The organism is Sulfurospirillum oryzae (assembly GCF_025770725.1).
Taxonomy (GTDB): domain Bacteria; phylum Campylobacterota; class Campylobacteria; order Campylobacterales; family Sulfurospirillaceae; genus Sulfurospirillum; species Sulfurospirillum oryzae.
Window position 1 is genome coordinate 799,034 of sequence record NZ_JANZKZ010000001.1, and the last position, 21,708, is coordinate 820,741.

The window sequence follows — 21,708 nt, forward strand, 5'->3', positions numbered from 1 at the left end:
GTCCCTACATCATAAAGATCGTTGGCACGATCGTTGGATATTTTTTCATTTGTCTGTAAATATGCTTACGAACCACTTGTCGTACCTCATTCTCCAATGCTCTTGCATTCTCAAGAAGCTCTGCTTTGGCATTCACAATAAATTGATCAATAACGCCTTCCATCTCAATTGAAAAAGCTTTATCATCTTTATCTGGAACTAATCCATAGCTAATAATTTTTGGTTTAGAGATCAATTTGTGGTCACTTTTGCCTATCTGAATCACTAACATAACCAAACCAGAATCTGCTAACTTTTGACGATCTATGACAACATCATCAGCAATTTGCTCATTGATCTGATTGTCAATAAACACTTTTCCTGTTTTAATGGTTTTGATTTTTTTCATATATTTTGCACACACTTCGATCTGATCACCATCACTCATAAGTACGATATTGCGCTCAGGAATGCCACATTGCATTGCCGTCTCTTTATGCTTTGTTATATGATTATACTCGCCGTGAACTGGAAGGAAAAAGCGTGGTTTAACCAAACGTAATATGAGTTTTTGCTCTTCTTGCGCAGCATGTCCGCTCACATGGATTTCACTAAAATCTTGGTAAGCAACGTTAGCGCCACTTTTAAGTAGGAAGTTTAGCACCTTTGAAACACTACCTTCATTACCAGGAATGGCTTTAGCCGAGATAATAATCTGATCGGTTGGCTTGATTTTAACATGTCTATGCTCATCAGTCGCCATACGGTAAAGCGCACTCATGGTCTCACCTTGACTACCAGTCGTGACAATTAAAACATCTTTATCAGGATGTTTATTCACCTCATGTGGATCAATAAAGATACTTTTGTCCAACTGGATATAACCTAGATCAATCGCGGTAAAGAGGTTACGTTCCATAGAACGACCAATAACAGAGACTTTTCTACCGTATTTTAGACCATAATCAATCGCCTGATAAACCCTATGAATGTTAGAAGAGAAGGTTGACATTATCACACGACCTTTTGCCTTAGCAAAAATAGAGTCAAATGTTTTTCCAACCGTACTTTCTGAACGGGTAATGCCTTCTTTGTAAGAGTTTGTACTATCACTCATCAAACACAAAACACCTTTTTCACCGTAAGCTGCAAAACGGTTTAGATCGGTTACATAACCATCAATTGGCGTATGATCGATTTTAAAATCACCGGTGTGAATAATTGTTCCAGCTTCCGTGGTAATGGCAAGAGAAGAGGCGTCAATAATGGAGTGTGTAATATGTATCCACTCGATCTCAAACTCGCCAATTTTATAGATTTTTCGTTTTTCAACAGGTCTAAAATATTTTTTATAGGCTTTAAGACCATGTTCATCAAATTTGTTTGAAATCATTCCTAATGGAAGGGGTGTTGCATAGAGTGGAAACTGCATCTCTTTAAAAAGATACGAAATAGCACCAATATGATCTTCATGGGCATGTGAGATGACAATACCTGCAATTTTCTTCTTAATCTGTCGAAGGTAGCTAAAATCAGGCACTAAGATGTCTACACCATGCATGTCTTCGCTTGGGAAGCTCATACCTACATCAAGAATTATCGCTGATGTATCGGTTTCAAAAACACAAATATTGCCGCCAATTTCACCAAGTCCTCCAAGAGGAGTGATTTTGATCTTCCCTTTAGATACTTGGTCAATAAGATTAGAGCGATTGAGCCTATCTTTGTGCATTTTTTGATTGGCTTCAATAGCCTTTTTCATATCTCTCTGCCAAGGTTCATTACCTTCAATAGATGCTGTTGGAGATTTATTACTTTTTCTTCTTCTGTTATTACGAGGCTTCTTCTCGCTTGCTTCACCTTGCTCTTTTGGAGCATTGGCTTGCGGATTTTGACTCACCGGTTTTTTAGCGTTAGAATGGGGAGTTTGTTTGGGTTGCCCTTGAGGTTTTGGCGTATTCTCTTTAGGTTTCTCGTTACTGTTATTCTGTTGTTGCGTTACTTCGTTTTCTTGCATCATTCAACCTTAAATGTTTAAATAGTAGATGATGAGACAAGACGCTTATTTCATGAGGACGAATGGTTACTGGGAGGTTTTGCATCTGCATCAAATCTTGCACAGATTGCTTATCAAACTCGGAAGAGATATTTTTCAACCAAGTTTTTCGAGGACTTTGGAACGAACAACGCAAATATTTTTTAAATTTTTGCAGTTGCTCTTTGGTTTCAAAAATACCCGAAAATGACCCCTCAACAAACTCTTTCTGTTTGTCAATTTTGAGAATAGAAGAGACAACTTTAGGTTGTGGATCAAACGATGTTGGATCGACATCAAAAAGTAGTTTTGCAACGCCAACACTTTGGGCTAAAATGGCTAAAGAAGTAAATTCTTTGGTTTTTGGAGATGCCGCAAATTTCTCTGCGACCTCTTTTTGAACCATCACCTCCATTGATTTACAATAAGGATCTTCTAAAGCGTCCAAAATAATCGTTGTTGCAATATAATAGGGTAAATTCGCCACCAAATCATAGGGCTCGTTGAGCAATGAACCCTTTTCAAATTGGCTTAAAACATCGGCGTGGACCAATGTTAGGCTCCCCTCATCTATCTCTTTTGAGAATTTCTTTCTCAAATAAACGCACAAGTCTTCATCGACCTCGTATGCTACCAAAGGCTTAACCTTGAGTAGTTCTTGCGTCAAATCACCTAAGCCAGGCCCTATTTCAACGAGTTTTCGCTCACTCTTGGGCATCGCTTGGATGATTTTGCTTAGAACAGTACTATCTTTTAAAAAATTTTGGCCAAATTTTTTCTTTGCCTCTATCAATTTGTACCCTATTTTCTAAAATTTAACCGATTCTAGCTAATCTTTACTTATAAAAGAGTTATAGTCTAAATTAATCTCTATTTTCAGAACTTTTTTTTAATTCTTTCGCTATCATTTGTGCCTATATTTATCTATAAAAGAGAGCCTTATGGAGCATTTTGCAAAGCGTATTATCCCTTGTCTTGATGTCAAAAACGGACGCGTTGTTAAGGGTGTTAATTTTGTTGGACTCAAAGATGCAGGCGACCCTGTTGAAATAGCAAAACGATACAATGAAGAAGGGGCTGATGAACTCACTTTTTTAGATATTACGGCAAGCCATGAAGGTCGCGGAACCATTGTAGATATTGTTGAAAAAGTTGCACGCGAAGTTTTTATTCCACTCACTGTTGGGGGAGGCATCCGAACATTGGATGATATCTATAGACTTTTACATGTAGGATGTGACAAAGTAAGTATCAACTCTCCTGCTATTGCCAATCCACATTTTATAGATGAGTCATCCAAACGTTTTGGCTCTCAATGTATTGTTGTAGCAATAGATGCAAAACGCATGGGTGATTCGTGGCATGTTTTTGTTAATGGCGGACGAATTGATACAGGTCTTGATGCACTTGCTTGGGCAAAAGAAGCCCAAGAGAGGGGGGCAGGAGAAATACTCTTAACCTCAATGGATTGCGATGGTGCTAAAAATGGATACGATATCCCACTGACTTCGCAAATGAGTAGCATGCTTGATATTCCTGTGATTGCGAGTGGTGGGGCAGGGACAATGGAGCATATTAAAGATGCGTTCTTAAATGGTGCGGATGCTGCACTTGCCGCTTCTATTTTTCACTTTAAAGAAATTGATATTATGGATCTAAAACGTTACCTCAGGAATGAGGGAATTGCAGTACGATTATGATCCTCTGCGCAGGAAGAAATGAGACATTTGATTTTGCTAGACCTATTGGTGTAGGGTTAATCGAAAGTGCTATCAATTTAACGAAGTTTGTACTTGAAGAAAAACCTGCTTTTTTATTTTTTTTAGGAACGGTTGGAAGCTATGGCAATTATCAGCCACTAGATCTCGTTTATAGCCATAATGCTGCTAACGTTGAACTTGGTTTTTTACAAAATCAATGTTATACCCCTTTAGAAAATTGTATTGAAGCAGAAAAAGCCTATGTTTCACGTGGAACTATTCACCCATCACCTATTATCAATTCGAGCAATTACATTACAACTGATCAAGTACTTGCTCAACAGATGCTTAACAGAAATCTTGAACTGGAAAATATGGAGTTCTTTTCTGTTGTGAGTGTTGCCAATCAATTTAAAATTCCTTGTTCTGGACTTTTTGTTGTTACAAATTATTGCAATGAAAATGCTCACAATGATTTTATAAAGAATCATGCTAAAGCAAAAGAGTTAATTGCTTTACATGTAGAAAAAAATATGAAAATTTGAGGTATTATGGAAAAACAAAATATATTTGATCTCTCCAAAGAAGAGTTATCTGAAGTTATCAAACCTTCTTTTAGAGCTAAACAAATTTACCAATGGCTCTATCAAAAATATGTTACTTCTTTTGACGAGATGAAAAACTTACCAAAAGATTTAAAAGAGCAACTCAATTCAACATACTATCTTGATCCACTTACGATCGTCAAAGTTGAAGAGAGTAGGGATGGCAGTAAAAAATATCTCTTTTCACTCAATGATGGCAATACGGTAGAATCTGTACTTTTACCCATGAAACAAGAGCAAACAGATGAAGAAGGAAACCTTGTTCATCACACACGCTATACCATCTGTATCTCTTCGCAAGTAGGGTGTAAAATAGGATGTGCTTTTTGTCTTACTGGAAAAAGTGGTTTTAAACGTAATCTAACAGCAGGGGAGATAACATCCCAAGTTTTAATGATTAAACGTGATAATGGTATTGCAGAAAATAGACGCGTGAATATTGTTTATATGGGAATGGGTGAACCACTGGACAATCTCACTAACGTAAGCAAAGCGGTACGCATTTTTAATGACCTTGATGGACTTTCGATTTCACCTCGTAGACAAACCATCTCTACAAGTGGACTGAGCTCTCAAATAGAAAAACTAGGCAAGATGGATCTAGGTGTTTTGTTAGCCATCTCACTTCATGCCGTTGATGATGAACTCAGAGAAAAACTAATGCCTATCAATAAAGCGTATAACATTGAGTCTATTATCAATGCAGTTAAAGCATTCCCAATAGACGCACGTAAACGGGTCATGTTTGAGTATTTAGTTATGAAAGGGATAAACGATGACCAGAAGAGTGCAAAGAAACTGGTGAAGCTCCTACATGGCATAAAATCGAAAGTTAATCTTATCTATTTTAACTCACATCCAGGAAGTGAATTTGGACGCCCCTTAGAAAAAGATATGGTAGCGTTTCAGCAGTATCTTGTTGATCATGGCGTATTATGTACCATCCGCCAATCAAAAGGCTTAGATATTAGTGCCGCCTGTGGTCAGCTTAAAGATAAGGAGCAAAAAAATGACAATGCTTGATCTTTTTCAAATTGGATTTTTAATTATTGTCGTTGTAGTTGGAGTAGGGGGACTTATTACCGTCCTTTTTAAAAAAGAGAAATAAAAGCTTTACATGTAAAGACGATATTTTATAACGGCTCTTAGGAAAATCCTAAGAGCGTACACTAGTCAAAGGTGCTCTACAAAATAAAATCTCTTACAAAATTGAAAAAAGCAATATTTTATTTTGCTACCCATTCTTTAAAAATAATTTCTCGATCTGCAACAAAGATCTTACCTACAAATTTATCACCTTTAACATAACTACCAACACCTTTAGGTGTGCCACTCATAACAATATCATTATCTACGAGTGTTGAAAAAGAGTTAATCTCTTTAATAACCGTGAGTGGTTTATAGATCATCAAATCAATATTTCCCTCTTGAACTAACACATCGTTAATCCAGAGTTGCAAAGAGAGTTTATCAATGTCTGATTCTTCAATACTTACAAACTGACTCATAACAGCAGCGCCATCAAAAGCCTTTGCGCGTTCCCAAGGTAAACCTTTTCCTTTAAGCTCACTCTGAAGTTCACGGTTAGTTAGATCGAGCCCAAAACCAACAGCAGAAATCTTTCCTTGCTTGATTAAAAAAGAAATTTCTCCTTCATAATGAAGAGGTGTTATTGCACCTGTTATTAACTCACTGCTTAGTGCCGTGTTAGGCTTCATAAACAAAACCATCGAAGTAGGGACTTCATTGTTTAACTCTTTAATGTGCTCAACATAATTTCTTCCCACACACACTACTTTACTTGGAGCAACTCTTACACCATCTAAAATAACTGTTTTCATTTCTATCCTTTCATTAAATTATAAAATACTGTTTTAGCATCAAAACTTGATTCTATTTTATAGGGTATCCCTTTATATTCAAATGCTAATGATTGGGCATGTAAAAGAAGCCTTGAGCTTTGAGTGATTTCAAGTTGTTCTTCTGCGCTCATCAAACCATCTAAAAACTTTTCTGCATAAACTTCATTAATTCCATAAAGTGGATCTCCAACGATGTGATGTTTCACGTGGAACAAATGAACTCTAATTTGGTGTTGCCTACCCGTATAAGGCACAGCCTCAACGAGTGTTGCATTTTTATCTGCAAAATAGTGAAGTGGAGTAATTTTTGTTTGAGAAACTTTTCCCCTTTCATCCACATGCACTTTAAGACGAATTTGACTTGTTTCAACATCGCGTTTTAGTTTTTCATTGATCATCAAAGTATCATCTATTTTACCATGAACCAACGCTAAGTAACTCTTATGAACTTCTCTTGATGCAAAAATACGTTTGAGATCAATCTCGGCTTGTTTATGCTTACCAACTAAAACCAATCCACTTGTACTTTTATCAATTCGATGAGCTGCATTGGCATCTTTTCCATAGAGAGACTTTATTTCATCATTAAGAGTATATCCATCGCTTCGTTTTCGTGGGTGCATCATAACCCCACTTGGTTTTTCAAAAACTGCAAAATCATCTGTCTCAAAAATAGGTTGTAGCCCTTTAGGATTACCTTCAAAAACAACAACACCAATATTACCCACAATCAGAGCTGATTTCTTTAGAAGCTGTTCTTCATCAACAAACACGCGTCTTTTATCAACCATTTTTTGTGCTTCACCCATACTAATCTCAAATGTATCCATTAAGAAACGAAAGGCAAGTGTAGGTTTTTCAAGAACAAACTTTTTCAAAGTATACGCCAAAATTCAACCCTTTTTTAGTCCGAAATTGTTAAAATAAAAAATTACATAAAACACGAATTTACAGATAAATTCAACGTATTTTATCACAGAAAAATCACAAAACAGACAAGGAATGAAAATGGTAGAGCGCTATGCACGAGAAGAGATGAAAAAGCATTGGACAATTGAAGCAAAATACGACGCATGGCTCAAAGTCGAAAAAGCTGCGACCAAAGCATGGAATAAACTAGGACTCATTCCTGATGCCGATTGTGAAAAGATTGTTAAGAATGCCAAGTTTAATATTGAGAGAATTGATGAAATTGAAAAAGTAACGCGTCATGATGTTATTGCCTTTTTAACCAGCGTAGCCGACAGTCTTGGAGAAGAGAGTAGATGGGTACACTACGGTATGACCAGCTCTGATTGTATTGATACGGCTGTTGCACTTCAAATGCGTGATTCATTACATGTAATTATCGAAGATGTCAAAACATTGATGGAATCTTTAAAAACCAGAGCAATGGAACACAAGATGACATTGATGGTTGGACGAAGTCACGGAATTCATGGTGAGCCTATTACTTTTGGTTTGGTTCTTGCCATTTGGTATGAAGAGATCAAACGAAACCTGAAAAATCTTGAAAATGTGATGGAAGTAATTTCAGTGGGACAAATCAGTGGAGCAATGGGTAACATGGCACACTCTCCAATTGAGTTAGAAGAATATGTATGTGCTGACCTTGGACTTACACCCGCTCCCGTTTCAAACCAAGTCATTCAACGTGATCGTTATGCGGCACTTATGAATGCGCTTGCTCTTTTAGCTTCAAGTTGTGAAAAAATTGCTGTAGCCATTCGTCACTATCAACGTACTGAAGTCTATGAATGTGAAGAGTTCTTTGAAAAAGGGCAAAAAGGCAGCTCTGCAATGCCTCACAAACGCAATCCTGTCCTTAGTGAGAATATTACAGGGCTCTGCCGTATGATAAGATCTTATGCGATTCCAGCTATGGAAAACGTTGCTTTATGGCACGAGCGAGATATTAGTCATAGTTCCGTTGAGCGCTTTATATTGCCAGATGGCTTTATAACGACTGACTTCATGCTCAACCGCCTTAACAGTGTCATCTCCAAACTGGTTGTTTACCCAGAAAACATGATGCGCAATCTTAACCTTACAGGCGGTCTTGTTTTCTCACAACGCATCCTTCTTGAGCTTCCACTTAAAAATGTATCTCGCGAAGACGCCTATAAAATCGTTCAACGCAATGCCATGAAAGTCTGGGAAGATCTTCAACAAGGAAAACCTGCCCTTAATGCTGAGGGTGAGAGCTTGTACCTTCAAAACTTACTCAGTGATGAAGACCTTCGCGCAAAACTGAGCGAAACAGAAATCAGAGAGTGTTTTGACTACGCTTACTATACAAAAAATATTGATAAAATTTTTCAAAGGGTGTTTAAATAATGTTAACTGTCCAAAAGCGTAATGGTCGCATAGAGCCACTAGACATCTCTAAAATTCAAAAATATACCAGCTCTGCCATCAAAGGTTTGGACAACGTTTCCCAGAGTGAACTTGAAGTTGATGCAAAAATTCAGTTTCGTGATCAAATCACCACTGAAGAAATTCAAAAAACATTGATCAAAACGGCGGTTGATAAAATTGATATTGATCGTCCAAACTGGACCTATGTTGCAGCACGCCTTTTTCTCTATGACCTCTATCATAAAGTCAATGGCTTTACAGGGTATGGAAGCTTTGCTGAGTATTTGGAGCGCGGAGAGAAAGAGGGAAGAATTGCACTAGGTCTTAAAGAAAAATATAACCTTAAAGACTTAGAATCTCATCTCAAACCTGAACGTGATCTTCAATTTACTTACCTTGGCATCAAGACACTTCATGATCGTTATTTGATCAAAAACCGACAAGGTAAACCCATCGAGTTGCCACAGCACATGTTTATGGCAATTGCTATGTTTTTGGCGCAAAATGAGCTTAATTCACAAGACTGGGCAAAGAAGTTTTACGATGTCATCAGTAAATTTGAAGTGATGTTGGCAACACCTACACTCTCAAACGCACGAACAACACGCCATCAACTCAGCTCATGCTACATCGGAAGTACGCCTGATAATATCGAAGGTATTTTCGACTCCTACAAAGAGATGTCACTACTCAGTAAATTTGGTGGAGGCATTGGTTGGGATTGGAACTTGGTACGCTCGATGGGTGGCATGATCGATGGTCATAAAAATGCCGCAGGTGGCGTTATACCGTTTCTTAAAATCACCAATGACATTGCCGTTGCCGTTGATCAACTGGGTACCCGTAAAGGTGCTATTGCCGTTTATCTAGAGCCTTGGCACATGGACATCTCTGACTTCTTAGACTTGAAGAAAAATTCAGGTGAAGAGAGGCGTCGTGCACACGAACTTTTCCCAGCATTATGGATTAACGATCTCTTTATGAAAAGAGTCGAAGAAAATGCTATTTGGACGCTTTTTGACCCAGCAGAGACAGGTGATTTGTGTGAAGTTTTTGGCGAAGAGTTTGAGCGACGTTACATCGCGTATGAGCAAAGTGACAAGGTTGCCAAAGAGTATGTGCCCGCAAAAGAGTTGTGGAAGAAAATTCTGACGAGTTACTTTGAAAGCGGTAGTCCTTTTTTATGCTTTAAAGACAATGCCAATAAAGCCAATCCAAACGACCATTCGGGAATTATTAGAAGCTCTAACTTGTGTACAGAGATTTTTCAAAATACTCAGCCGAACCACTATAAAATTAAAATTGTTTTTAACGATCAAACTTTCATTACCTATGAAGAGAGTGATTTAGTCAAAGTAGACAGTGGTATTACCAAAGAGGCTAAGAAAGTAACAGCACTTGATAGCATCGATGGTAAAGATATTTTTATTGTTGAAAAAGAGATGGTAGAGGGCAAAACAGCTGTGTGTAACTTAGCGAGTGTTAACCTCTCCATTATCAATACAAAAGAAGATATTGAGCGAACGATCCCAATTGCCATACGAATGCTAGACAATGTTATCGACCTTAACTTCTACCCACATGCAAAAGTAAAACATACTAACCTCAAATCACGTGCGATTGGTTTGGGTGTTATGGGTGAAGCTCAAATGCTTGCAGAACAACACATTGCATGGGGAAGTTATGAGCACTTTAGTAAAATTGATGAAGTGATGGAAGCAATCAGCTACAACGTTATTCTCGCCTCTTCGAACTTGGCCATTGAAAAAGGTGCTTATCCAGAATTTGCGGGTTCTAAATGGAGCAGAGGTATTTTCCCTATCGATACAGCCAATGAGGAAGCTAAAAAACTGGTCGATCGTGGTGGTCTTTTTGGCTATATGTATGACTGGGATAGTTTAAAAGAGAAAGTGAAACAAAATGGTATGCGTAATGGTTATTTGATGGCAATTGCACCAACCAGTTCTATCTCTATTCTTGTAGGAACAACCCAAACCATTGAACCTGTTTATAAACGTAAATGGTTTGAAGAGAATCTCTCAGGCATGATCCCCGTTGTTGCTCCAAATCTTAATCCAGATACGTGGGGATTTTATACGCCTGCGTATGAACTCGATCAAAGAGTGCTTATCAAAGCGGGTGCGATTAGACAAAAATGGATTGATCAAGGACAGAGTCTTAATATCTTTATCACACTTGATAAAGCCAGCGGAAAGTACCTTAATGACATCTATATGCTAGGATGGAAATTGGGTATTAAATCAACCTACTATCTACGCTCACAATCACCTGAAAATAAACTCGAAGTAGCAGATCGCAGCATTGAGTGTGAGGGTTGCCAATAAACATTCTCTAAAGTCTCTTGGCAAAAATCCAAGAGACCCTTCTTTACATGTAAAGGTTACAAATGAAAACAATAGGACTCATCGGCGGTATGAGTTGGGAGTCAACACTGAGTTATTACAAGCTTCTCAACGAAGGCGTAAAAGCAAAACGTGGTGGGCTACATAGTGCAAAGATCATCTTACATTCCGTTGATTTCGCTCCCATTGCTCGCTTGCAAAGTGAAGGTAAATGGGAAGAGGCGGCTGTTATTATCAAAGAAGCGGCACTTTCGTTAGAACGCGCAGGAGTGGATTTTATACTTTTATGCACCAATACTATGCACAAAATTCTTCCATTAGTCAGTCCTCATGTTAAAACACCTTTTTTACATATTGCAGAAGCGACTGCAAAAACACTCAATACTCATGGTGCACATAAAGCTATCTTGTTAGGGACAAAATTTACCATGCAAGAGTCTTTTTACAAAGAGGTTTTAAATGCACATCACATTGAAGTTGTTACTCCCGATGTAAAGTCAATAGAAATCATCAATCAGGTTATCTTTCAAGAACTCTGTGTTGGTAAAATTGAAACAACCTCAAAAGAAATGTTTTTGAAAATTATTCATGATCTAAAAACACAAGATGAAAGTATTGATGCTGTCATTTTAGGATGTACTGAGATTGGTCTTTTATTGGATCAGAAAAGCTCCAATCTTCCGTTGTTTGACACCACTGTTTTACATGTAAATGAAGCCATCAACCATGCACTAAATCAATAAAATTTCTTTTAATATTTAAAAATTGTTATTAACTATAAATTTTAATACTTAATAACTAACTTTTGGTTTAAAATACCTATCTATAGATACTATATCGATTAAGCTAACGATACAAAATTAACACTTTTCTAGCTTGTGACATATTTGTTTCAGCTTAATTATTAAGTTTCTTTAAATTTTACACTTACTATAATCTTCTCTACTTTTAAATCTAGGATAACCATGCTAACCAAAGTACTCAAACGCGACGGCACTACAGAAGAATTTCAACCTTACAAGATCGAAGATGCCATTAAAAAAGCATTCAAAAGCGAAGGTGTAACGTACGACGAAAGTATCTTTAAAGAGATTCTCAAACGTATTGAGAAAAAGCGGGTAGCAGCGGTCGAAGACTTCCAAGATATGATCGAACAAGAGCTTTATAAAACACGTTATTTTGACGTTATGCGCTCATTTATTCTCTATCGTCATACGCATAAAATGCAGCGTGAGCACATCTACGGGCTTAATGAAGATACAACCTACGTCAATTCAAGCCAAACGATTGAAGAGTATATTGGTAAAAGTGACTGGAGAATTAAAGCAAACTCCAACACGGGTTATTCCAATGCAGGTCTTGTTAACAACACCGCTGGAAAAGTGATCGCCAACTACTGGCTCGATAAAATTTACTCCAAAGAAGAGGGTTTAGCGCACAGAAATGGCGACTATCATATCCATGATTTGGACTGTTTAACCGCTTATTGTGCTGGCTGGAGTCTTCGAGTACTTTTGGATGAAGGTTTTAATGGTGTAAGGGGTCGCGTTGAAAGCCGTCCTCCAATGCATTTTAGAGAAGCACTCGGACAAATGGCAAATTTTTTAGGAATTTTACAAAGCGAGTGGGCAGGTGCACAAGCGTTTAGCTCTTTCGATACCTACTTAGCACCGTATGCATTTAAAGATAAAATCTCCTACAAAGAGATTAAAAAAGCAATCCGTAGCTTTATTTACAACTTAAATGTGCCCGCACGTTGGGGACAAAGCCCGTTTACCAACATTACCATTGACTGGACTGTGCCTAAAGACTTAGCCGATCAGATTCCAACGTCAAGCCAACGTCACCTCTTCAAAGAGATCAATGATGCTGAACTTCTTGATGAGGCAAAAAAACGTGGTGTCAATTCTCTTGAAGCTATGACCTATAAGCATTTCCAAAAAGAGATGAATCTCATCAATAAAGCTTACTACGAGGTGATGACCGAAGGTGATAAAACGGGGCAACCCTTTACATTTCCAATTCCTACGGTTAACATCACCGAAGATTTTGATTGGGATGGTGAAAATACCGAATTACTCTTTGAAAATACGGCAAAAATTGGCTCTTCTTATTTCCAAAACTTTATCGGAAGCCAATATGTCAGAGATGCCGATGGCAAGCTTATCGAAAACCCAAAGGCCTATAAACCAGGTCATGTTCGCTCAATGTGCTGTCGTTTACAACTCGATCTTAGAGAGCTTTTAAAACGTGGTGGTGGACTTTTCGGAAGCGCAGAGATGACAGGAAGCATTGGTGTTGTCACCCTCAATATGGCACGTCTTGGCTATCTTTATAAAGGTAATAAAAAAGAGTTGATGGCGCGTTTTGAATACTTGATGGATCTTGCAAAATCAACGCTAGAGAAAAAACGTGTTTTTGTTCAAGAGATGTATAACCGTGGACTTTACCCTTATACGGCTCGTTATTTACCAGGATTTAACAGCCATTTCTCCACTATCGGAGTCAACGGTATCAATGAAATGATCCGCAATTTTACAGAAGACAAGCACAATATTGCCGATGATTATGGAATGGAATTTGCTCACGAAATATTAGAATTTATGCGCAATAAAATGGTCGCTTATCAAGAAGAGACAGGCAATCTCTACAACCTTGAAGCAACCCCAGCAGAGGGTACAACATACCGTTTTGCGAAAGAAGATAAAAAACGCTACCCTGAGATCATCCAAGCAGGATCAGGAAAAAATGTTTATTACACCAATTCCTCTCAACTTCCTGCGAATTTTACCGATGATCCTTTTGAAGCATTAGATCTTCAAGATGATCTTCAATGCTCCTATACAGGTGGAACCGTACTGCATCTTTACATGAAAGAACGCATTAGTTCAAGTGAAGCGTGTAAAAAGTTGGTCAAAAATGTGATTACCAACTACCGTATGCCATACCTTACGATCACACCAGTCTTTTCGGTGTGTGAGAAACATGGCTACATTAGTGGTGAGCATGAATTTTGCCCAAAATGTGACGAAGAACTAGTCGAACAATACAAAAAAGGAGAAGCATCATGAGTAAAACGGAGATTTTAGAGAAATTAAGAGAAAAACGTACCAAATGTATCGTTTACACCCGTGTTATGGGTTACCATAGACCTGTAGAAAGTTTTAATGTTGGAAAAACAGGTGAACACAAAGAACGAACTCAATTTGTTGAGAGATGCTGCCATAAATAAACCAATCCATAGCATTACCAAATTTACGACGCTAGATTATCCGCATCATCTAGCGTCTATTTTTTGGTTTGCTAAGTGCAATATGACATGCCCTTATTGCTATAATCCTCAAATCGTACGAGATAATGGAACCATTAGCCTCGAAGCTGCCCTTCAATTTTTACAAAGCCGCAAAGGCCTTCTTGATAGTGTTGTTTTAAGCGGTGGAGAGTGTACACTTTACCCTCATCTTGAAACATTCTGTGAAACTATTAAAGCCTTAGACTATAAAATCAAAATTGACACCAATGGCTCTAATCCAACACTACTCGCTACTTTGATTGAAAAAGGGCTTGTGGATTACATTGCACTTGATTATAAAGCCCCTAAACAGAAGTATGAAAGCATGACACATTACCGCCATTTTGAACGCTTTGAGCAAAGCTTAAAGATGCTGATTCAAAGCCATTTTCCTTTTGAAGCTCGCACCACACTGCACAGTGATTTACTCACGCCAAATGACATCAATACTATCATTGAAGATTTACATGTAAAGGGCTATCAAGGTACCTATTACCTCCAAAATTATTTACATGTAGAACCCACCCTTGGCGCAACAAAAATGCAACAAAATCAGTTTGATTTGAGCCAACTAACCCCTCTTGTGCCCATAGAATTAAGAAATTTTTGATACAATAATCCCTTATACATCAAACCAACAAAACTATTTTGACTACGCAAGAGCACTAAAGCTTGCCAACTTTGTTAGTAGTCAATTTTAAAATAAAATGATACAAGGAATATTAGTGGAGCGCAAAAAAATCTATAACCCAAACTCAGATGAGAGCTTAAATGATCGCAGAGTCTTTGGCGGAAATCCACATGGAATTTTAAATTTTACCAAAGCAAAATACACTTGGGCACTCAAACTTTGGGATATGATGGAAGCCAATACATGGTTTCCAAAAGAGGTCGATACCACCAAAGATGTCATCGACTACAACCGTAATCTGACGGATGCTGAAAAGCGCATGTATGACCTTGTTTGGTCACAGCTTATTAGTATGGACAGCTTCCAAACCAACAACTTGACCGATAACATCAACCCTTATATCACAGCCCCAGAGATTAACGCGTGCCTTTCACGTCAATCGTATGAAGAGGCAAACCATTCTAAATCGTATGCCGTTATGGTCGAAGCGATTTGTGACAATACCGACCTCATTTATGAAATGGAAAAACACGATGAGGTTTTGCGTCGTAAAAATGACTATATTTCAAGCGTATACGAAGAGCTTGCAGGCGATGTTACCGATGAAAAACTTGTCCTTGCTATGTTTGCAAACCAAATTTTAGAAGGTATCTATTTTTACTCAGGCTTCACCGCGATTTACGCTCTTGCAAGAGCGGGAAGAATGCTTGGTAGTGCTCAGATGATCCGCTTTATTCAGCGCGATGAAATCACGCACCTTCTCATCTTTCAAAACATGATCAATTCTGTTCAAAAAGAGCGCCCAGATCTTTTCACACCTGAGCTTAAAGCCAAAGTGTATGATATGTTTCAAAAAGCCGGTGACCTTGAAATAGAGTGGGGTAAATACATCACGCAAAATCAAATTATGGGCTTTACCGATGACATCATTGAGACGTACATTCATTACCTCATTGACGACCGATTAAGCGCTGTAGGATTTGAAAAACTCTACAATGCCAAACATCCAATCAAATGGGTTGATGACTTTTCAAAATTTAACGATCAAAAAACAAACTTCTTTGAAGGCAATGTCTCAAATTACAGTAAAGGAAGTCTCTCATTCGATGACTTCTAAACCGATGCTCTGTGCTTTACAATTTCCCTATGAAGGGCGATGCTTTGAGGAGAATTTTGCAACCTTGCAAGCTTTGCTTGAGCAAACACCTCCAAATAGCATTGTTTTAGCACCAGAGCTCTGTTTAAGCGCTTACAGTTACGATAAAATGGAAGAGGCCGCAGAATTTTCTTCCATGATACTCCCCGACCTTGCAAAACTTTCTACATGTAAAACATTTGGGCTTACTTTAATCGAAAAAACAGATACAGGATATGTGAATAACTTCAAACTTTTTCATCATGGTGAACTTATCTATACACGTGCCAAATCAAAACTGTTCACTTTAGGCGAAGAAGAAAACTACTTTAGCTCAGGAAATACGGAAGAAATCAGTATCATTGATGTTGATGGAATAAAAATTGCTGTACTTATCTGCTTTGAACTTCGCTTTCCAAGCCTTTGGGAGCAAATCAAAGGAGCCGATCTGATTTTAGTACCTGCATACTGGGGCAAACTTCGCAAAAAACACTTTGAAGTGCTTACGACGGCATTGGCAATCGCCAATCAAGCGTATGTACTGTGTGCGAATGGCGCCGATGAAAGTATGGCTAAAGGTAGTGCGATTATTTCTCCTTTTGGTGACGTTACCATCGATGACAGTAGCAGACTTATAATGCACGCTTTTGATCTTCATGAGATCAAAAAAATGCGACGATATCTTGACATAGGATTAAACCATAATGCCGCAAACGGCTCACTTTAACACCAAAATACGTTTCCAAAAACATAAAAAAATGGCAGATGAAATTGCCAAAATATGTCCTATTAGTCCCAATGTCTATGATGCTTTTTGCCAGAGTGAGCGTGAGCTCTTTGTGCCACAAGGCATGAGTATGCATGCTTATAAACTCGATGCTCTCCCACTTGTTGCCAACCAATGGATCAGCTCACCGTTAACCGTAGCCAAAATGACCGAAGCGCTTACATGTAAAGGTGCGGACAGTGTTTTAGAGATCGGTTGTGGAAGTGGTTACCAAGCGCTTATTTTAAGTAAAATTATCCGCAGAGTCTTTACTATTGAACGCATTGAACGCCTTCTGAAAGAAGCACGTGAGCGCTTTAAAACGTTAGGCATTACCAACATACACACGCGCTTTGACGATGGTCAAAATGGCTGGAGAGAGTTTGCTCCCTATGATCGCATCCTTTTTTCAGCTTCAACGCCGGAAGTGCCTCAAAAACTCTTTGAACAGTTAAAAGTAGGGGGAATTTTGGTAGCACCCATTGAAAAGGGCGATAAACAGATTATTACCCGTTTTATTAAAACAGAAGAGGGGATACGCAAAGAGACAATCGGTGATTGCCTCTTTGTACCTGTTAAAGACGGAAGAGAGTTTTAATACTTTTTAACAATTTGCTTAATTAACAGTTGTGGTGTAACAAGCCCTCGATAATCGTTACGTGAAACCGTAAAGAGTATATCAATGCGATCCCCTTGTTTAGCTTTCACATCGTAGTTGAAGAAAAGCGCTTCAAGAGCATTATTCCCCTCTTGTAAAATGAGTTTTAAATGTTGCCCATCTTTGCCAATCAAACGATCAACCTTCACAGCAATGTTTCGTAACAAAAAGCTTGGTTTTGGGTTTTTTTGCCCATAAGGCTCTTGGTTTTCCAAAATTTCCAAAAGTTCAAAATCAATCTGATCGGCAGTAATCTCGCCCAAAAGATCATTATCAGCTTCTAAAACTTCTTGGGTAAATTGGCTTGAAGCTTTTTCTAAATTGGTGCGAAATTGCTCCAAATGTTTAATCTCAATGGAAACACCCGCAGCGCCTTTATGACCGCCGTAGCCTAGTAAAATCTCTTCTTGAGAGCGAATCAACTCTAAAATATCCACATCGCCTATGCCCCTCGCACTCCCCTTGGCTCTTTCATCTCGAATAGAGAAGACAATAGCAGGCTTTTTAAAGCGTTTAGAAAGCCGTGAAGCGACAATCCCGACGATACCCTCATGCCACTCTTCACCCCATGCCACGATGATATTTTCAGCCTCTTTGACGTAAGGAAGCGTTGCTTCAAACAAAAGACGCTCTTCTTCTTTGCGCGCTTCATTCAAAGAGACAATATAATCAAGTTTTTGTAGAGCATCATCCACATTTTTTGACTTCAAAAATTCATAAGAGAAGATAGCATCTTCCATGCGCCCAGAGCTGTTAATCAAAGGAGCAATTAAAAAAGAAATATCATCTCCCTCTAAAGTTGCTTTACCAAAGTACTGTTTTATCGCCTCAAAAGCAGCACGTGGAGAGCGATTAAGTTCAACTATGCCTTTTTTAACCATCACACGATTCATGCCCACAAGTTCCATCATATCTGCCATAATGGCGATACAAAGTAGGTCTAAGAAGCTGGAGAGGTCATATTCAACGCCTAGCTCTTCTTTGAGCGCTGCGACTAAATACCATGCGACTTGCGCCCCACAAATTTCACAATGAGGAAAAGCACAATCTTCTTGTTTCGGATTGACAATAGCATACGCATCAGGCAAAACAGAAGGAATGCTATGGTGATCGGTAATGATCAAATCAATCCCTTGTTCTTTGCAAATCTGAGCTGCTTCAATGGCAGAGATGCCGTTATCTACGGTGATAATCACATGCACATCAAGCTTTGCGACAATGTCTGGATTTAAGCCATAGCCATCGGTAAAACGGTTAGGAATAATCAAGGAGTAATCAACCCCTAGATCATCAAAAAATTGGCTTAAAATAACCGAAGAGATTACACCATCAACATCATAATCACCGACAATGGCAATACGCTCACCGTTACGCATTGCCGATGCAATGCGTTTTGAAGCACGTGCAATATCTTTTAAAGAGGAGGGCTTAGGAATTTCATTTAAACGGGTACACTCGTCATTCTCGAACCTGCTTTGAAGAATCCGTTTTATCTCCTCTTTGGTCAGTACCTTAACCATTTTGGCGTTGTGTTAAAGCCGCTTTAGCAAAGCCTACAATGGTTTTGTTAGGGTTTGTTAAACGAGAGGTAAACTCAGGGTGAAACTGAACACCTAAAAACCATGGATGCCCTTTAAGCTCCACCGCTTCGATCAGGCCATTGCTTTCGCCACTAACGATAAGGCCCGCTTTCTCAAAAGCTTCACGATACGCTGGATTGGCTTCGTATCGGTGGCGGTGACGTTCGCGGATTACTTTAGCACCATCATAGACTGATCGTAACAATGAGTCTGGTTTTGTCTCACACTCATAGCCACCCAAACGCATCGTACCGCCAAGTGGGCTTTGGAATGTACGCAGTTGTTTCTGACCACTTGCATCCATAAAAGAGTCGATCAAATAGATAATTGGGTTTTTACATGTAGGATTAAATTCAGCCGAATTCGCATCTTCAATGTGAAGCACGTTACGTGCAAATTCAATCATCGCAAGCTGCATTCCAAGACAGATTCCAAGGTAAGGAATTTGATGTTCTCTTGCATAACGAATGGCTGCCATTTTACCGACAACGCCACGTTCGCCAAAACCACCAGCAACCAAAATACCATCGACATCAGAGAGAATATCTTCGCAACCTTTTTCTTCAATGACTTCTGAGTCAACCCAGCGAATTTTCACTTTCGCATTAAGATGTGCGCCCGCATGAATTAAGGACTCTGTGAGTGATTTATAAGATTCTTTAAGGTCAAGGTATTTACCTACAAAAGCGATCATTAACTCATCACGTGGAGCAATAACACGTTTCACTAAAAGATCCCACTCGTCCATGTGCGGTGTCAAATCTCCAAGATCAAGCGTCTCAGAAATCGGCGCTAAAATGTTTTCTTTTAAGAAACTAAGGGGCACTTGATAAATCGTGGTCGCATCCAAACACTCAATAACCGAATTACGTTCAACACCACACGAAAAAGCAAGTTTATTTTTAAGCTCTTTTGGAAGTGGGTATTCTGAACGACAAATAAGCATATCTGGCGTTATACCAATACGACGAAGCTCTTGAACAGAGTGTTGTGTTGGTTTGGTTTTAAGTTCCCCTGCAGCTTTGATAAAAGGTACAAGGGTAAGATGAATGTTCATCGCTCTGCGCTTGCCGAGTTCACTTTTAAGAGAACGAATGGCTTCTAAAAAAGGCAAACCTTCGATGTCGCCAACGGTTCCACCAATCTCTACAATTAAAATATCTTTACCACGTCCTGCTTCTTTGATACGATTGGCAATCTCATCAACGATGTGAGGAATCACTTGAATCGTTTTACCAAGATAATCACCACGGCGTTCTTTTTCGATAACCGCAGAGTAAACGCGCCCTGTTGTGAAATTGTTGGCTTGGGTTAGATTTTCATCTAAAAAGCGCTCATAATGCCCAAGATCAAGATCTGTCTCTGCACCATCATCGGTTACAAAAACCTCTCCGTGCTCCAAGGGACTCATCGTACCTGGGTCTACGTTGATGTAAGGATCTGCCTTGAGAATACTGACTTTAAAGCCAACATTTTTTAAAAGTGTAGAGATACTCGCCGCTGCTATGCCTTTACCAAGAGAGCTTAAAACGCCTCCAGTAATAAAAATATACTTTGTTTCGTGATTGGACATAATCTTTCCGCCTCATTATTATTTAATGCCTTGATTATATCAAACGTAAGCTAATAAAGGGTTTATCTTATCTGTTTTAACGCAGTCAAAAAAGGGGAGAAAGCCTCATAAAAAACGCTTATGAGGCTTTACATGTAAAACTATTTTACTTTATCGTGGAAGTAATTGGTTGCTTCAACAAAGCCCTCAATAGAGCCACAGTCAAAACGTCTTCCGGTAAATTTATACGCAATAACTTTACCTTGGCGCGCGAGTTCTAAAAGCGCATCGGTAATCTGAATTTCACCACCTTTGCCAGGTTTTGTATTTTCAATCACTTCAAAAATCTCAGGCGTTAAAATATAACGACCGATGATGGCTAAATTGGTTGGCGCATCTTTTGGATCTGGTTTTTCAACCATGTTTGAAACACGAAGAACTGACTCATTGCCATCAACAATTTTGCCATCAATGACACCATATTTGTTTGTATCTTCTTTAGGAACTTCTTCAATGGCAACAACACAACAGCGGTATTTTTCATACACTTCGACCATCTGTTTAAGTACGGGATCGTCATCGTTATTGTCACATAAGTCATCTGCCAAAATAACGGCAAATGGTTCATCACCAATCAATGTTTTACCGGTAAGAATCGCATGTCCCAAGCCCTTCATCTCAACTTGTCTGGTATAACTAAAAGTACAATTATCGATAAGATTACGAATTTCTGTAAGGTAACTCTCTTTTGAAGTTCCTTTGATTTGGTGCTCTAGCTCATAACTGACATCGAAGTGATCCTCAATGGCACGTTTACCGCGACCTGTGACGATTGCCATCGTATCAATACCAGCACTTACGGCTTCTTCAACACCATATTGGATCAATGGTTTAGTAAGAACAGGTAACATCTCTTTAGGCATCGCTTTGGTTGCTGGTAAAAATCTTGTACCGTACCCAGCCGCAGGGAAAAGACATTTTTTAACAGATTTTAGACTATTGATTTTGCTATATTTTGAGATACTTGACAATGTATCGCTCCTGAAAATTTTAAATGTGAAATTTTATCTTAATTTTGCTCTTTTTTCTATGAGTAACAAATTTAAACATCTCACATTCTTTTTTTTCAACCATCTTTTTTTTTCATATAATTGTCATCTAAATGTGCTACCCTAATACTTTTATCTTAAAA

Annotated in this window: 19 protein-coding genes; 12 read left to right on the top strand and 7 right to left on the bottom strand. The window is 38.6% G+C overall.

The window, feature by feature from the left end; genetic code table 11:
- Nucleotides 1-4: 4 nt before the first annotated feature.
- Together N0B29_RS03965 and rsmA are read right to left on the bottom strand one after the other, a co-directional pair.
- Nucleotides 5-1,996, bottom strand: a complete 1,992-nt coding sequence (locus N0B29_RS03965; protein ID WP_263832379.1) for a ribonuclease J — start codon at nt 1,994-1,996, stop codon at nt 5-7.
- A complete protein-coding gene (gene rsmA, locus N0B29_RS03970) occupies nt 1,962-2,807 on the bottom strand; it encodes a 16S rRNA (adenine(1518)-N(6)/adenine(1519)-N(6))-dimethyltransferase RsmA (protein ID WP_263832380.1) in 846 nt (281 codons plus the stop codon). Before rsmA ends, N0B29_RS03965 begins: the two co-directional genes overlap by 35 nt.
- Before the next feature lie 148 nt (nt 2,808-2,955).
- Between rsmA and hisF the strand changes: the two genes are divergently transcribed.
- The 3 genes from hisF to rlmN are packed head-to-tail and all read left to right on the top strand — an operon-like array spanning nt 2,956 to nt 5,342.
- Nucleotides 2,956-3,714 (top strand): imidazole glycerol phosphate synthase subunit HisF, encoded by a 759-nt coding sequence (hisF, locus tag N0B29_RS03975; RefSeq protein ID WP_263832381.1) that lies wholly within the window; start codon nt 2,956-2,958, stop codon nt 3,712-3,714.
- Nucleotides 3,711-4,259, top strand: a complete 549-nt coding sequence (locus N0B29_RS03980; RefSeq protein ID WP_263832382.1) for a phosphorylase family protein — start codon at nt 3,711-3,713, stop codon at nt 4,257-4,259. The genes hisF and N0B29_RS03980 overlap by 4 nt, the downstream gene beginning before the upstream one ends.
- A 6-nt stretch (nt 4,260-4,265) precedes the next feature.
- Nucleotides 4,266-5,342: a dual-specificity RNA methyltransferase RlmN gene (rlmN, locus tag N0B29_RS03985; RefSeq protein WP_263832383.1), complete on the top strand. Its 1,077-nt coding sequence runs from the start codon at nt 4,266-4,268 to the stop codon at nt 5,340-5,342.
- A gap of 203 nt (nt 5,343-5,545) precedes the next feature.
- On the opposite strand, the gene N0B29_RS03995 is transcribed toward rlmN, so the two are convergent.
- Together N0B29_RS03995 and N0B29_RS04000 are read right to left on the bottom strand one after the other, a co-directional pair.
- On the bottom strand, nt 5,546-6,160 hold the full coding sequence (locus N0B29_RS03995; protein WP_263832385.1) for a fumarylacetoacetate hydrolase family protein: 615 nt from the start codon (nt 6,158-6,160) through the stop codon (nt 5,546-5,548).
- A gap of 2 nt (nt 6,161-6,162) precedes the next feature.
- Nucleotides 6,163-7,071, bottom strand: a complete 909-nt coding sequence (locus N0B29_RS04000) for an RluA family pseudouridine synthase (protein WP_263832386.1) — start codon at nt 7,069-7,071, stop codon at nt 6,163-6,165.
- Between the two features lie 118 nt (nt 7,072-7,189).
- Between N0B29_RS04000 and purB the strand changes: the two genes are divergently transcribed.
- The 9 genes from purB (at nt 7,190) to N0B29_RS04045 (ending at nt 17,324) form a co-directional block, all read left to right on the top strand.
- Nucleotides 7,190-8,518 carry an adenylosuccinate lyase gene (purB, locus tag N0B29_RS04005; RefSeq protein WP_263832387.1) on the top strand — a complete coding sequence of 443 codons (1,329 nt, stop codon included), beginning with the start codon at nt 7,190-7,192 and terminating at the stop codon, nt 8,516-8,518.
- Nucleotides 8,518-10,884: a ribonucleoside-diphosphate reductase subunit alpha gene (locus tag N0B29_RS04010; protein WP_263832388.1), complete on the top strand. Its 2,367-nt coding sequence runs from the start codon at nt 8,518-8,520 to the stop codon at nt 10,882-10,884. The genes purB and N0B29_RS04010 overlap by 1 nt, the downstream gene beginning before the upstream one ends.
- Nucleotides 10,885-10,946: 62 nt before the next feature.
- On the top strand, nt 10,947-11,645 hold the full coding sequence (locus N0B29_RS04015; protein WP_263832389.1) for an aspartate/glutamate racemase family protein: 699 nt from the start codon (nt 10,947-10,949) through the stop codon (nt 11,643-11,645).
- Nucleotides 11,646-11,867: 222 nt separating this feature from the next.
- The gene (locus N0B29_RS04020; RefSeq protein ID WP_263832390.1) at nt 11,868-13,973 is read left to right on the top strand and encodes a ribonucleoside triphosphate reductase; all 2,106 of its coding nucleotides are present in this window, start codon (nt 11,868-11,870) and stop codon (nt 13,971-13,973) included.
- Nucleotides 13,970-14,134, top strand: a complete 165-nt coding sequence (gene nrdD / locus N0B29_RS04025) for an anaerobic ribonucleoside-triphosphate reductase (protein WP_263832391.1) — start codon at nt 13,970-13,972, stop codon at nt 14,132-14,134. Before N0B29_RS04020 ends, nrdD begins: the two co-directional genes overlap by 4 nt.
- The gene (locus N0B29_RS04030; protein WP_263832392.1) at nt 14,085-14,804 is read left to right on the top strand and encodes an anaerobic ribonucleoside-triphosphate reductase activating protein; all 720 of its coding nucleotides are present in this window, start codon (nt 14,085-14,087) and stop codon (nt 14,802-14,804) included. The genes nrdD and N0B29_RS04030 overlap by 50 nt, the downstream gene beginning before the upstream one ends.
- Nucleotides 14,805-14,919: 115 nt before the next feature.
- Nucleotides 14,920-15,942, top strand: a complete 1,023-nt coding sequence (locus N0B29_RS04035) for a ribonucleotide-diphosphate reductase subunit beta (protein WP_263832393.1) — start codon at nt 14,920-14,922, stop codon at nt 15,940-15,942.
- On the top strand, nt 15,932-16,687 hold the full coding sequence (locus N0B29_RS04040; RefSeq protein ID WP_263832394.1) for a carbon-nitrogen hydrolase family protein: 756 nt from the start codon (nt 15,932-15,934) through the stop codon (nt 16,685-16,687). Before N0B29_RS04035 ends, N0B29_RS04040 begins: the two co-directional genes overlap by 11 nt.
- A complete protein-coding gene (locus tag N0B29_RS04045; RefSeq protein ID WP_263832395.1) occupies nt 16,665-17,324 on the top strand; it encodes a protein-L-isoaspartate(D-aspartate) O-methyltransferase in 660 nt (219 codons plus the stop codon). Before N0B29_RS04040 ends, N0B29_RS04045 begins: the two co-directional genes overlap by 23 nt.
- Here the strand turns inward: N0B29_RS04045 and recJ are convergent.
- The 3 genes from recJ to galU all read right to left on the bottom strand — a co-directional run bounded on the left by recJ (nt 17,321) and on the right by galU (nt 21,547).
- A complete protein-coding gene (recJ, locus tag N0B29_RS04050) occupies nt 17,321-18,904 on the bottom strand; it encodes a single-stranded-DNA-specific exonuclease RecJ (protein WP_263832396.1) in 1,584 nt (527 codons plus the stop codon). The two genes, N0B29_RS04045 and recJ, sit on opposite strands and share 4 nt — an antisense overlap.
- Nucleotides 18,897-20,537, bottom strand: coding sequence for a CTP synthase (pyrG, locus tag N0B29_RS04055; RefSeq protein ID WP_263832397.1), 1,641 nt, complete (start codon nt 20,535-20,537; stop codon nt 18,897-18,899). Before pyrG ends, recJ begins: the two co-directional genes overlap by 8 nt.
- Nucleotides 20,538-20,677: 140 nt before the next feature.
- Complete coding sequence (gene galU / locus N0B29_RS04060) at nt 20,678-21,547, bottom strand: UTP--glucose-1-phosphate uridylyltransferase GalU (protein WP_263832398.1); 870 nt, start codon at nt 21,545-21,547, stop codon at nt 20,678-20,680.
- Nucleotides 21,548-21,708: the final 161 nt, after the last annotated feature.